We start from the raw sequence: 12,903 nt of genomic DNA on the forward strand, positions 1-12,903 counted from the left end.
AGTCAGAAGTAAATGGTCCTGGTTGTCGTGCGGTAGTATGGATACAAGGCTGTAAAAAGGGATGTTCTGGCTGTTTTAATCCCGATTCTTGGTCTTTTGATATTAACCAATTAATAAGTATTGAAGAACTAGCAAATAAAATATTAAATAATCCTCGGAACACAGGAGTTACCTTTTCTGGAGGGGAGCCATTTTTACAAGCATCAGCACTAACAGAATTAGCAAAAATCTTAAAAGCTCGTGGTTTAAATATAATGTCTTTTAGTGGGTTTACTTTACAAGAATTACAATCAAAAAATGCTCCAGTAGCTGCTCAAGAATTATTATCTCAGTTAGATATTTTAATTGACGGACCATTTATAGAAACCTTAGCTATTCACTCTCCTAATTCTCTAGTTTCTTCTAGTAATCAACGAGTTAGAGTATTTAATCCAGAATTGAAAAATCAATTAAATTGGGCAAGCGATCGCCTAGAAATTCATGTGCTTAAAGATGGCAGTCGGATATTTACTGGTTATTGGGGACAGTTAGGTTTGGGCGAGTAAAATAAATATTAGACCGCGTAGGGTGCGAAGCATTTTACGTAATGCACTATTCCACAGCAAAAAGGCGTGACAGTAAAACCAACTATTTCATCAATATTTAAAATTAGGCAAATACAAATGTAGATACTATATAATCCGCGCTTAGTAAGGTTTCCTGATTAATGTAGAATAAAACTTTTAAAACTTTTAAAAATTAGTTTTGCTCAAAATAAAGTATTCCTAGGTGCGGACAATTTTTCCGAAAAAGCATCAGCTTCCAATGTTAATTAATATCAATTTCAAGATATTTTATTTGACTTCAGCATCAATGTTCTAGCTTTTCTATCTTTGCCTTTAACAACTAATACCAATTACTCAAAATAATTCTATACTTCTTAAAAACTTTAGTTATTAAGTAATAATAATAGTTAATTAATGTTTTGAGCAATTATTTGTATGAAATCAAGGTATACTGTTCGTTATTTACCGAAAAATTGTGGGTATGCGCCTCCCTTTTTAAAGAGATAAAAAGCGGTCGTTAGCGTAGCTTCCCGTATGGTGGGATGGGGTTTTGCTCCGCAACATGTAAACCGAAGCTGCTCTGTCACTCTTCGGGTCTCCTCGCCATATCCAATCGACCAAGAGAAAAGAGACTGTTCCTTATGTAAATCCTCTAGCTTTCCTACGGAATGCTGCGCAAACAGCTAGAGGTACTGATAACTGTTAGCGAAGCTCCGACCATAGGAGGCTAACTGATAATTGATAACTGAAATGACCTACTCCCTATTCTCTACTCTCAAGAAAATGTAGCAAAAATGGGTCAGATAAGGTATAATGTTCATTATTTACCTACTCCCTACTCCTTACTCCCTATTCTCTACTCTGAGAATGGGAAGAAATTATTAGTCAGAAACAAAAAATATAGCAATTATTATCAGGTCTTGAAACTATGCCATTGTGCAATAAATTACCTCAACGATCGAGTTTCAAAACCTAAATTAGACTGCTATATTTTAAATTGAGAATCTATAAACTATATAACCTAGTAAAACAAAGAAATTATCTCTTCTTCTTAATGTTACGAGCCATGCTTGTAAAATCTATTTCAGAGTTAGAATTACTAATGCTACGAGGCTTTACAGTAGTAGGGGTAGTTGAACTAGAAGAAATAGATGCGCTAGAAGCATAGGAAGCAGTTTTAGTTTCTCCTATAGTTTCTTTCACTTGCATAGAAGAAGCACTCTTTTCTGTCTCTCCTTCTATTAAATTAATCTTACCTGCTGCTTTGGGATAGCTCCTCTTAACTGCAATAGATTTCCGCATAAAGTTTACATCACCAAGACTACTTGCACTATCTGCATCTAGAAAAAAAGCTTCCTTTGGTTGGTTATCGTCCTTATTACCGCCAAATAGTCCAAAAAATGCTCCGATAAATCCACTCATCTGTTTTTACCTTGTTGTATTATGTTGATATTGTTATGTTATGTAAAAGTTTATCATAAATTATCACAAATATTCACAAATTTTCTCATAATTTTTTCTATCTTCCAATAATAGTCATAAGTCAATAATCAGGAGTCATAAGTCAGGAGCTAGCGCCGCTACCCGGAAGTCAAAAGTCGGGCATCAAGTGCGTAATTTTGAGGTTTCCTCAGAATGTAAGACGGACTCAAGACAGTTAAAAGTATTGATTGGTAAGGCTTTTAGGAGTTTTGTAACTGATTAGTTATTTCTGCCATCCTGCACTAGGAAGATGCACCCGATGTCTAATAGATAATGATGACCTAAATATCCAAATATTGAGATGACAGACAAAATAGAAAATATAGAGTAGAGAGTAGATAGTAAAACTCTGAGAAATTATTTCCCGATACAAAAGCGACTAAAAATTTTATCTAAAACAGACTCCGTTACATCCTCTCCCGTAACCTCTCCCAAAGCATAAATTGCTCCCCTTAAATCTATGGTCCAAAAATCTAGAGGTAAATTATTTTTAATTGTATTTAAACATTGTTCCAAAGCCACCTTTGCTCTAGTTAAAGCTGCTGCTTGCCTTTGATTAATAGCCAAATCTAGATTTTCTGCCTGCAAACTACCCAAATTTACAGAATTAATAATTGCTGCTTCGAGTTGCTCAATTCCTTGATTATTAATCACTGCTGTAGTCACAACATTCTTAATAGTTTCTGGATAAAAAATAGACTCCATAAATTCCGACTTAACCAAGTCAACTTTATTAATTATCAAAATTAAAAAACGATGTTTTACCTGTTGATAAATAACCTCATCTAACTCCGTCCAACCAGCACTAGCGTCAATAGTCAATAAAACAAGGTCAGCAGACTCAGCAGCTCGACGCGACCGCTCTACCCCCATTTTTTCCACCTGGTCTTCAGTTTCTCGAATACCCGCCGTATCCAAAACCTGCACCGGGATACCACCTACTACTAACTGAGACTCTACCACATCCCTCGTAGTGCCAGGAAGATTAGTCACAATAGCGCGATCGCTACGACTCCAGGCATTTAATAGACTCGACTTACCCACATTCGGACGTCCGATAATAGCCACCTTCAAACCACTTCGTAATAACTCACCCCTACTTGCAGTTGCCAGTATTTGTGATAAATTTACCAAAATATTATTAACTTCTTGAGCAATTGTAGACTCATCCAAAGGTGGTAAATCTTCCTCAAAATCAATACGAGCCTCTATCTCTGCTAATATATCAATACAGTTAGCCCTTAACTGACGAATTGGACTAGCTAACTTACCTTGTAAACCAGCCAAAGCAACTTGAGCAGCTACAGGAGACTGAGACCCCACAAGATCGGCAATACTTTCCGCCTGAGTCAGATCCAGTCGTCCATTTAAAAAAGCTCGTAAAGTAAACTCCCCTGGTTGAGCTAGTCGTGCCCCCGCCTCAATACATAACTGTAATACTTGTTGTATAGGGATAATTCCACCATGACAGTGAAACTCAACTATATCCTCACGAGTATAAGAACGAGGAGTCTTCATAATTAATAATAAAGCTTCATCTACTAACTGTCCAGTTTGGGGATGGCGAATATAACCATAGAGAATGCGGTGAGTCTCCCAAACCTGCTTCCCTGGTGCATGAAATAAGGTTTTGGCAATTTTCATTGCCTCAGAACCAGATATTCTGACTATGCCCACACTTCCTTGTTGGGGGATAATAGCGGTAGCGATCGCTGCAATAGTATTTCCAGTAGTCATTGACACTCCCCCGTCTATCTTTTGCGATTCATGTTTGTAGAGCATTCGGTAGGAAATTACCTATTTTCACCTTGGGGAGTCTATGTATCCCTGCTCTAAAAATATGTGGTTTTATAGTAGACTAAACCTACTTTTTGATCATTCTGACATATTTCTGTTTTTGATACAAGTAAATTACTTACAGCACTTTTTAGACAGCGTGAGGTACAGTTTTAAGGTTAATCTTTTTTCCCTACTGCCTACTCCCTAAAGTCCTAAAATTTTGTACCTTATCAACTTCAAAACTGCTGTGATTTTTGCCCTGATCATATCAAATCCGGTAGCATTGATGTAAAGAGGGTGGAGAGATGGGGAGATGGGGAGATGGGGACCCACACTTAACCCCTCCCATGAGGGAGAGAGTGAGAAAGATTTGGCAATGGCGCTGAGGATGGAACATTTTTTTATACCGAACCCGAGCAGATTTGATAATCAATTACCAGTTTTTGGCATAGTTATGCAGAAAATCAATATCCTGTAAAAAGATCGTCAGAAATAGAGATAATAGTTTCAGACTTTATTATCTATTTGAGGATTTTTCCCAATCATTTAGACTAACTATAATATTGAAGAAAGAAGAAGATAAACTCCATAAAAATCATAGTCATCAAAAATCAATTTACTTATATATTTTATGTTCAAAAATATCTCAAATATTTCACAAATTCCCCAGCAACTACTACCTAAGCAAGTCACAACAAAATATCCATCTCGTAGACATACACAAACAAAGTGGAATAGATACGGGCGATATTTATACTGGCGCTTCATTCGGATGCGGGGAACTCCAGAATATATTGCTAGAGGTTTAGCAATGGGGGTCTTTGCCGGATTATTTCCAATTTTTGGTCTTCAAACCATAGTGGGTATAGTACTAGCAACTTTGTTCCGAGGTCATAAAGTTGCTGCGGCTGCTGGTACTTGGGTGAGTAATCCCTTGACTTATGTGCCAATTTATGCAATTAACTTTCAAGTTGGTCAATTATTACTCAACTCTCAAGAGGAGTTCATGGCTAAAAGTATTATTTCATTTCAAGAGTTAATGAAATATGGGAGTAAGTTTGTAGCAGCCCTATTTTTAGGTTGTTTAGTAATGGGTCTAATTTGTGGGACATTGAGTTATTTTGTCGGGTTAAAATTGATTCATTTATGGCGTCGCCAGCGCCTCAAAAAAATGAGCAATTGATTGAGATGAAATTAATTTTTTTGAAGTTTATATAATTATTTAATTCTGACAATACAATCCGATAATTTTTGATGACTATAGTATCGTCAGCTATGATAAATAAACAGAAATAATGAATTGATATGATTTTACTAAGAGAGTAGCATTACCAAACTAAATCTTTTTACAGTCAAACTATATAAAGCTTTTCATGTTGACTTTACTGACTTACTCAAACAAACCTTGAATAGACAGGCAGAGAAAAATTAAAAAGCTAATAGCTGAAACCTAATTGCTACTAATTGCTATATATTGGCAGAAAATAGCCTATGAAAAAATAGGAAAAAAGGCTTAACTTTGATCGTGATTCTAGCAGGAGTAGTTGATAAAATTCCTCCTAAAACCTGAAACCTAGAACCTGAAACCTAAAACCTAAAACTTGACTCCTAGAACCTGACTCTTGACTACTAATTCTTTAATGTAACTATCTTTTTCAAATTTTATATATAGCAGTCCAAGGAAAGGTTAGGACATATAAAAAGCTTAAAACTCAGACAAGACCAGATTTCTCCTTCTGTCATAGATAACTAATCGCCTACCTACTTAAACGCCTTTTTCCTTCTTTCTTCTATCCTAGATAACTAAACATCTTCTTTCTTCTTCCTTCTGCCATAACACACATTTGTAATGGGGTAAAAATAGATGATAATTGACCAAATTGTAGATAAACGCTATCGTTTGATCAAACCTATAAATTCAAGTATCTTAGGACAAACATATCTGGCTACAGATACCCACCGTCCAAAATCTCCTCAATGCCTAGTCAGAGAAATTAGACTAAGCAATTTTAAGAAAGAAAATCGAGAAGTTATATTATCATTATTTCAAGAAAAAGCAGAAAAGATTTATCGTTTGAGTCAACACAATGGTTTACTTAACTTATTAGCTTATTCTGAAGAAAACAATACTATCTACTTAGTTGAAGACTATATAGTAGGTTTATCTCTAAATCAAGAATTAGCTATAGTTAAGTTTTTACCGGAAGTAGAAGTAATCAAAATATTAAAGGATGTACTAGAAATTTTAGCCTTTATTCATGGTCATGGGGAAACTCATGGAAAAATAACACCAGGAAATTTAATCAGGCGAGAGTTAGATGGAAAATTAGTCTTAATAAACTTTTGGTTAGAAAGAAAAATTACAAGAATTTTAGAACAAAACGAGGAATTATTAATCTCAAAAAATGGTAGCCAAAATAACTCTGATAGTTTACTTTATATACCATTAGAAGAAAGTCAAAAAGAGCTAGATAAAAATAGCGATATTTATGCTCTAGGAATAATTGCTATTCAAGCACTAACAGGATTATCTACTCAAGATTTACTCAAACAAAAGCAGACTAACAAGACTCTAGGACTAGAAATACCTTGGCAAAATCTACAAGTATGCTCTCTAAGTCTATCAAATATCATTGACAAAATGGTAAACAGTCAAGGTAAACAACATTATGACTCAGCTTCAGAAGCGCTTACAGAATTAAAAAACATAGTAATATTTACCAAGAAAAACATTCTCTCAAAACTAGAAACAATAATTACAGTGCCTCAAGAAATAGATACTCCCACACCACCACCTCAACTCAGAAACAACACAAAAATTAGACTTATTGCAGGTTTAATAGTGATAACCATAGCAGGAGTAGCGATCGCCTATTTCTGGCATTGGCAGTTTATATTCAAAGCACAAGCACTCTATAAACAAAGTCGAGAATTAGCTAAACAAGGAGAGCAACAAGCAGCGATCGCTAACTATACTCAAGCACTACAATTAAACCCACAAAATGCAGCCATCTATTATCAAAGAGGCAACTCTTATTATTCCCAAAGAGCTTATGAAAAAGCAATTAAAGACTATACAGCAGCTATTACGATCAAAGAAAATTATCACACTTATTATCAACGTGCCTTAACTTATTATGAATTAGGCGACAATGAAAAAGCGATTACCGATTTAACACAAACATTAAGAATTTATCCCAAGTATACTCAAGCTTATCAAAAACGAGGACTAATTTATGACAAAATTGGGGATTACAAAAATGCGATTCAAGATTATAGTCAATCAATTAAACTTAATCCTCAACATAGCGATGCTTATCTTCATCGAGGAATAGCTAGAGCAGCGATCGGAGACCAAGCAGGTGCAATAAGTGACTACACTCAAACCATAAAACTTAACCCCAGCAATGCACAAGCTTACGAAAGTCGAGGTATAGCTCAGTTTGAAATCGCAGATTATCAAAGTGCAATAGCAGACTACGACCGGGTACTAGAATTAAAACCAGATTATTCCGATACCTATACAAAAAGATGTAGTGCTTATCTAAAGCTAGCAAATTATCGAGCAGCAATTAAAGATTGTCACCAAGCAATAGAAATAAACTCTCAAGATTCTCTAGCATACCATAATCAATGTATTGCGTACTTAAATTTAGGAGAATATCAAAAAGCAGCAGAAAACTGTAGCATAACTATTGAGATGAATCCTGAAAATGCTGAAGCATACAAAAACAGAGGTAGAGTGCGGTCTGCTAGTGGTGATTTGTCTGGTGCTATAGAAGACTTGACCACAACAATCAAAATAAATCCTGAAAATTCTTTTGCCTACAGCGATCGAGGTCTAATTTTCTCAGATATAGGAAACTATCATCAAGCTATTGAAGACTTTGACCAGGCAATAACAATAAATCCGAGTAATGCCATAGCTTATTATAATCGAGGTATTATTCTTTTTGAGCTACAAGAGATACAAGCAGCAATAGCAGACCTTCGCCAAAGTGCCAATCTCTTTTTAGAGCAAGGCAGAACAAAAAATTATCAAAACTCACAAAATATGCTCGAAAAACTACTCCAATAATCAACTGCTTCAACAACCAAATTTTGCTACTTCAAAACCTGTAATATTTGTTTTCCTTGATTAAGTCTACTGACAAAATATTAAAATTTACCTACCACCTAATGCTAGTTCGATCAATGTTTGATAGAAATAGTTATACTTTTTCTAGTAGTTATGATTCTCAAATCAGAATAAATATAGCAGGGAACAGGGAACAGTGGGACAAACAATTTCCCCTGATTCGGATCATCATCCGCATAAGTCCTAACCTACCTGTCTATTCCTATATCTTAAATATTACTTATTAAGGTGAATATCCCTTACATCAAACCTCGTCTTTAAGGACAGAGTTTCAAAGAGATATCTAATGCAAAATCTTTTTAATTCCCCTGATTATTCATAAAATTATTTTTTAAAATTGGTATAATAACAATTTTATAAATCTTTGCTACAAATAGCTAGGTTATTTCTGAGGAGTTAACCCACCCCTAGCCCCTCCCAGTAGGGGAAGTCAGGAATCATAACGAATAGCTTTAATACCATTTATTAAGTCGTAAGTTATCTTTTTAGTCAAAGGGACATCTCCTGCATTTGTCTTTTGATTGCCCTTATTATTTGTAACATTCTTTTTTCAAAATGGTATAACACCTAAAACCTACCACCTACCACCTTATGAGTAACACGAACATGATTGGTCAACTTCTAGATGGACGTTACCGCGTCGTTCAAATCCTGAGTGCTGGTGCATTTGGACAAACCTATCTGGCAGCGGATACTCGTCGCCCTGGGCATCCTCAATGTGTGGTCAAACAACTACGCGCTCCTGGCAATAGTTATACAATAGTTAGAACTGCTCACCGTTTATTTAAACAAGAAGCAGAAATATTAGAAAAATTAGGTAGGCACGAGCAGATTCCTTTACTACTAGCTTATTTTGAAGAAAATAACCAATTTTATTTAGTTGAAGAATTTATCCCTGGAAAACCATTAAATAAAGAAATTATACCCGGTAAACCTTGGCAAGAAAAACAAGTAATCAAACTGTTGTTAGAAATTTTAGAAATTTTGGTATTTGTACATGAAAATGGCGTAATTCATCGGGATGTTAACCCATCTAATTTAATTAGACATCAAACAAATAAAAAATTAGTTTTAATTGATTTTGGTTCTGTCAAAGAAGTTAGTCATAAAATTGCAGCAGAAAATGGAGAGGTACAACGAACAATAGCGACAGGTACTCCTTCCTATATGCCCATCGAACAATTTCAAGGAATTCCTCAATTTAATAGCGATTTGTATGCAGTGGGCATGATTGGTATTCAAGCTCTGACAGGTATTCCCGGTAGCGAACTCCCTAAACTACAAGACCTTCGTCCATCAAATCCTAGTGGTATTCTCTGGCGAAATCGAACCCTATGTTCCTCAAATCTAGCTAATATTGTCGATCGAATGGTACATTACCATTACACAAAACGTTACCAGTCTGTAGAAGAAGTTGTGAAAGCGCTACAGAAAATTAGCAGTCGCCCTCAAAAATTGACAAAACAACTACCCAAAACTAAAAACAATCGAAATTATCAAACTAAAACAAGCTCACGGAGAGTGAAATCTCATCCTTTATGGTTTGTTTTGTTTGGTTTTGCCAGCGTGGGGGTCATTGCAGTGCTGATTGGGTTAGTGTATTTCTTGAATCGCCCAAACCCGGTCAAAGCAGAGAGGATATTTGAGAAAGGGATAGAAAATGCGAACAATGGTAATCAACAAGCAGCAATTGCCGCTTATGACAAAGCAATTCAACTAAATCCCAATGAAGAAGAATATTACTATAAACGTGGCAACGCTTACTATAACTTAGAAAATTACCAAAAAGCTATTGCTAACTATAGCAAGGTAATTAATTTGAACCCTAGCCATGTTAATGCCCATTTTAACAGAGGGACAGCTCGTTATGATACCCAAGATTATGCCGGAGCAATTAATGATTTCACTCAAGTATTGCGCCTCAAACCTCAAGATGCGGAAGCTTTTTATAAAAGAGGATTAGTTCACTACAGCTCTCAAAACTATCCCGCTGCTATTCAAGACCACACTCAAGCTATTCGACTGCAACCCAATAATATAGATGCTTACCATGGTCGAGGATTAGCTCGTGCTGCTAATAATGATTTACAAGGAGCAATCACAGATTATACTGAGATGGTTAGACTTGAACCCCAAAAGATAGATGGTTATTATAGTAGAGGCAGAGCGCGCTTTTTTATGGGAGATTATCAAGGATCTTTAGATGATTATAATAAAGTTATTGAAATAGACCCTGAAAATGAAGAAGCTTATGCTAATCGTTGCAGCACATATTTGAATTTAGCAACTTATGAAAAAGCTATATCTGATTGCACTAAAGCAATTACAATTAACCCTGAAAATGAAGTTGCTTATAATAATCGATGTATTGCTTACCTCAATATTAAAGAGTATGAAAAATCTATATCTGATTGTACAAAAACAATTGAAATTGCTCCCAAAAGTCCGTCAGCTTATACAAATAGAGGATTAGCTTACGCTTCGGCAAATCAACTGGAAAAGGCAATAGAAGATTATACTCAAGCAATAGCTATTAGTCCGAATAATGCAGAAGCTTATGCAAATCGTGCTAGTGTTTATTCTGAACAAGAAAATTATGAGCAAGCGATCGCTGACTATGTTCAAGCAATTCGACTTAACCCTGAATATGCTGATGCTTACTATAGTAGAGGATTGGTTAGAGTTAATCTTGGGGATAGAAAAGGAGCAATTAGTGATTTTGAAAAAGCAGCCAAACTTTATTTAGAGCAAGGTCGAACAGGAGGTTATAGAGATGCCCAATATCAAATTGAGCAATTGAATTAAATGGGGAAATGGAGAGATGGGGAGATGAGCATTTTTCTACCTGCTTGGTGCGCATTCCCTTGCGTCTGGCGTGCCCCGCGGGATCTGACCGCTTTCTAAGTCGATTGGATATGCCGAGGAGACGCGCTCTTGAGAGAGCCGCTACCTCTTACAGAGCTGCTTTCCTATGGTTATGCTGCGCAAACGCTAACGCTAACGCCATCCCACCCTACGGAAAGCTCGAATATCGACCGCTTGCGCCGTGCAACAGTGAGTGCAGTGCGTTGAACGGGTACCCCGACTTAAAGCAACTGCCGAAACCGAAGGGCATGGGGTCGCATCCGCTTTTTCCCCTATTCTATTTCTGAATTTCCTGACTTCTGAAGCGATCTGGAAGGAATATCCCAAATTTGCGTTCCGTTTCCAGTGTTCTCACTTGAATTTACACCTATCACCTACCACCTAAAAACTTTAACGTTCGCGGAACCCATAAGGGAGTTCTATCGTGCCGTGCTATTAAACGGACATAATATTAGTGTTTGATATCAAATCCGTTTAATTGGACATAAAAAAAATCTCGAATCGTCATAACTACGCTCATCTTTGTGATTCTCTCTCCTCCTGACTGCTGAGGACTGACTCCTGACTCCTAAAGACTTAACCAATCTATAACTGTTTAACCGGATTTAATATGACATAGATTGATGATGAACCCTAAGACAGGAAAATTTTTCCTACTATTGTCTATTGCCTATTGCCTGTTCCCTGTTGTCTGTTCCCTACTATAGTATCATGTTAGGCTGAAACTTATAAATAACTTAGCGAGGAGTCAGTCCTCAGCAGTAGGGGGAGGAAAGAAGAAAAGTAAAGATAATTGGCGTCGGTAAATGACAGGATGAAATTTGTAGGGGCAATCCCCCAATGATTAACCGGGGACGGTTACAGAGCGCTACCCCAAAATATAAATCATCCCATCAATTACCAACGCCAGATAATTTTAGTATTTATTCGGTACTGTCAGTTCTTAAATTTTATTTATAACTGATTATCCGAACATGATATAATATCAAAAATAATCATGTCTGATAGAAAAATAGTTACACTCTTAACTGATTTTGGATTAAAAGATGTTTATGTCGGTGTGATGAAAGGTGTAATTTATCAAATTAATCCGACAGTAACGCTAATAGACCTCACCCATGAAATTCCTGCTCAAAATTTATTTGCAGCAAGATTTTGTTTAAAAAATGCTTATCCCTATTTTCCCACAGGAACAGTTCACATAGCTGTTGTCGATCCAGGTGTAGGAAGTGCCAGAAGAGCGATCGCTATTCAATTATCAACAGGTTTTTTTGTCGGACCCGATAACGGTATTTTTAGTGGTGTGCTGGAAAACCTAGAAACACAAGAAATAAAAGTTGTGGAATTGACTAATTCTGACTATTGGCGCACAAATTCACCTAGTACAACCTTTCACGGTCGAGATATATTTGCTCCTGTTGGCGCTCATATTGCTAGAGGGGTTTCATTAGAAAATTTGGGAGAAAAAATTAACCCAGAAAGTTTAGTAAAATTACCTTTAAATAAAATTACTCTCACAGACTCAGGTATTGAAGGTTCAGTTCAATATATTGACTATTTTGGCAATATAATTACTAATATTCCCAGCAGTTATATTCAGGGTAAAACCTGGTTAGTTGTGATTCAAAAAAATGACAATCTTTCATCCTATAAAACTATAGTCAGTGGCAATACTTATAGTGACTGTCAACCAGGGGAAGTAATTGCAATTGTTGGTTCTCACGATTTTGTCGAAATCGCTGCTAATGCTAGTAGCGCTCAATCTCAGCTTAATTTGAAGTATGGAGATAAAGTTCAAATTACTCAACTCTAACTCAGCATTGTTTTTTTCAGTAGACATCTCTAAGTAGGGTTTGCAGCAAAAAGTCTTATGGGTGAGGGTAGGAGTCAGGAGTCAGGAGTCAGGAGTCAGGAGTCAGTATAAATGGGAATTATAGAGGAGGTAGGAGTAAGAATTGTCCCTTGATTTTTCTGCCATAATCGTCCCAAAATACTAGCTTTTTGAGCTTTTTCCACCGAAAAGCTAACACTTTTTTAGACATAAAAATGCTATAACCTTTATCTGTCAATGCTTTTAGATTTAATCAGCAAGCA

Annotated in this window: 8 protein-coding genes; 6 read left to right on the top strand and 2 right to left on the bottom strand. The window is 36.2% G+C overall.

From position 1 onward, the window contains the following. The coding region (locus F6K13_RS03670; RefSeq protein ID WP_287286837.1) for a 4Fe-4S single cluster domain-containing protein at positions 1–545 on the top strand (545 nt) is incomplete at its 5' end. A 1,038-nt stretch (positions 546–1,583) separates the two neighbouring features. Here F6K13_RS03670 and F6K13_RS03675 read toward each other — a convergent pair. Both F6K13_RS03675 and mnmE read right to left on the bottom strand, forming a co-directional pair. Next, positions 1,584–1,967 (bottom strand): hypothetical protein, encoded by a 384-nt coding sequence (locus tag F6K13_RS03675; protein WP_124147686.1) that lies wholly within the window; start codon positions 1,965–1,967, stop codon positions 1,584–1,586. 417 nt (positions 1,968–2,384) lie between these two features. Continuing rightward, complete coding sequence (gene mnmE, locus F6K13_RS03680; RefSeq protein WP_124147685.1) at positions 2,385–3,764, bottom strand: tRNA uridine-5-carboxymethylaminomethyl(34) synthesis GTPase MnmE; 1,380 nt, start codon at positions 3,762–3,764, stop codon at positions 2,385–2,387. Positions 3,765–4,119: 355 nt separating this feature from the next. On the opposite strand from mnmE, the gene F6K13_RS03685 reads away from it, so the two are divergent. From F6K13_RS03685 to F6K13_RS03705, 5 genes are all read left to right on the top strand, one after another. Beyond that, positions 4,120–4,284 carry a hypothetical protein gene (locus tag F6K13_RS03685; protein WP_161564749.1) on the top strand — a complete coding sequence of 55 codons (165 nt, stop codon included), beginning with the start codon at positions 4,120–4,122 and terminating at the stop codon, positions 4,282–4,284. Positions 4,285–4,437: 153 nt separating this feature from the next. Beyond that, a complete protein-coding gene (locus F6K13_RS03690; RefSeq protein WP_124147684.1) occupies positions 4,438–4,989 on the top strand; it encodes a DUF2062 domain-containing protein in 552 nt (183 codons plus the stop codon). A gap of 681 nt (positions 4,990–5,670) precedes the next feature. Next, positions 5,671–7,884, top strand: a complete 2,214-nt coding sequence (locus F6K13_RS03695; RefSeq protein WP_287286840.1) for a protein kinase family protein — start codon at positions 5,671–5,673, stop codon at positions 7,882–7,884. Positions 7,885–8,535: 651 nt separating this feature from the next. Beyond that, positions 8,536–10,749, top strand: a complete 2,214-nt coding sequence (locus tag F6K13_RS03700; protein ID WP_240039198.1) for a serine/threonine-protein kinase — start codon at positions 8,536–8,538, stop codon at positions 10,747–10,749. Between the two features lie 1,057 nt (positions 10,750–11,806). Beyond that, entirely contained in the window at positions 11,807–12,622 is an 816-nt protein-coding gene (locus tag F6K13_RS03705; RefSeq protein ID WP_124147682.1) for an S-adenosyl-l-methionine hydroxide adenosyltransferase family protein, read from the top strand. Positions 12,623–12,903: the final 281 nt, after the last annotated feature.

The organism is Okeania sp. SIO2B9 (assembly GCF_010672505.1).
In the GTDB taxonomy this organism is placed as follows: domain Bacteria; phylum Cyanobacteriota; class Cyanobacteriia; order Cyanobacteriales; family Microcoleaceae; genus Okeania; species Okeania hirsuta.

Bases quoted from the DNA above. Each gene is read 5' to 3' on its own strand.
- F6K13_RS03700 (WP_240039198.1), top strand. From the start codon at position 8,536: ATGAGTAACACGAACATGATTGGTCAACTTCTAGATGGACGTTACCGC.
- F6K13_RS03695 (WP_287286840.1), top strand. From the start codon at position 5,671: ATGATAATTGACCAAATTGTAGATAAACGCTATCGTTTGATCAAACCT.
- F6K13_RS03705 (WP_124147682.1), top strand. From the start codon at position 11,807: ATGTCTGATAGAAAAATAGTTACACTCTTAACTGATTTTGGATTAAAA.
- F6K13_RS03675 (WP_124147686.1), bottom strand. From the start codon at position 1,967: ATGAGTGGATTTATCGGAGCATTTTTTGGACTATTTGGCGGTAATAAG.
- F6K13_RS03685 (WP_161564749.1), top strand. From the start codon at position 4,120: ATGGGGAGATGGGGACCCACACTTAACCCCTCCCATGAGGGAGAGAGT.
- mnmE (WP_124147685.1), bottom strand. From the start codon at position 3,764: ATGACTACTGGAAATACTATTGCAGCGATCGCTACCGCTATTATCCCC.
- F6K13_RS03690 (WP_124147684.1), top strand. From the start codon at position 4,438: ATGTTCAAAAATATCTCAAATATTTCACAAATTCCCCAGCAACTACTA.